The sequence below is a fragment of the Halolamina salina genome (genome assembly GCF_042678005.1).
GTDB lineage: Archaea > Halobacteriota > Halobacteria > Halobacteriales > Haloferacaceae > Halolamina > Halolamina salina.
On sequence record NZ_JBHUDH010000001.1, the window covers coordinates 1654 to 2752 of the forward strand.

General features: G+C 71.7%; 1 protein-coding gene and 1 pseudogene (1 of these 2 cut by a window edge). One reads left to right on the forward strand and one right to left on the reverse strand.

The annotated features are described in order from the left end of the window. On the reverse strand, positions 1–676 hold a 676-nt coding region (locus ACFR9S_RS00015; protein ID WP_379817647.1), incomplete at its 3' end, for an NAD(+)/NADH kinase. Between the two features lie 124 nt (positions 677–800). On the opposite strand from ACFR9S_RS00015, the pseudogene ACFR9S_RS00020 reads away from it, so the two are divergent. Further along, positions 801–1099 (forward strand): annotated as a pseudogene (locus tag ACFR9S_RS00020) (KaiC domain-containing protein) (it continues 930 nt past the right edge of the window).

Here is a 1099-nt window from a genome sequence, read left to right on the forward strand (position 1 = left end):
CCCCCGTGAGCCGGACCGTAATCTCGCTGTCGTGGCCGACCGCCAGCGGCTGCATCCCCGCCTCGGCGCACATCTCGTTGACCACGATCGCGTCCACGTCGGGGTGGATCAGCGACCCGCCCTCCGAGAGGTTGTACGCGGTCGACCCCGTCTGCGTCGCGGCGAGCACGCCGTCGGCCCGGCCGGAGGAGAACAGCGAGCCGTCGATCCGGATTTCGAGGTCGATCCCGCCCGCGCGGCCGCGCTGTGGACCCTGGAGGACGACCTCGTTGACCGCCGCGGGGCTCTCCCAGCCCTCGCCGGCGGCGACGAGCCGGGGGGCTTCGCGAACCGAGAGCTCGCCGTTCTCGAGGGCTTCGACCTCCCGCATCACCTCGTGGACCGCCTCCTCCGGCCCGAGCGCGTTCAGGAAGCCGACCTCGCCGAGGTTCACGCCGAGGATCGGCGCCCCCCCGACCCCGCGGGCGGCGAACAGGAACGTGCCGTCGCCGCCGATCGCGACGACCAGATCGCACGCGTCCATCGCGGCGACGGGGTGGCCGGACTCGTCGTGGACCCCCGCCGTGGCCTCGTCGAGCCACACCTCGACGCCGGCCTCCCGGAGGCGGTCGCGGATGTCCGCCGCCAGGAACGACGCCCGCCTGTTGCCCCGCTTCGCGACGATACCGACCAGCATGGCTCGCGCTTCCCACCCCGCCGGCAAAAACGCGCGGATACGCGCCACACGGACAACCTTCATTTGCGGGCGCGACTGAAGGTTCGTCAATGACTGACCGCCCCGCGGAGGTGAACGCACCCCAATGAGCGACGAGGAGGAGGAAGACTGGTTCGAGCGTGCGATGCGCGAGACCGACGAGGAGGAGCACGCGGGCGCGGACGAGGAGGAGCGCGCGGAAGAGGAGTCCGCTGGTGAGGAGTCCGCGGAAGAAGAGTCTGCGGAAGAGGAGCATGCGGAGGAAGAGTCCACCGCCGAGGAGTCCGCCGAGGACGGGGAGGACTCGTTCGGCGAACCGGCTCGCGAGAAATCCTCGGCACCCCCCGAGTCGGACCCGTTCGGCGGCGCCAACGGCGGGGGCGGGGCGGACTCCTTCGAGGACGC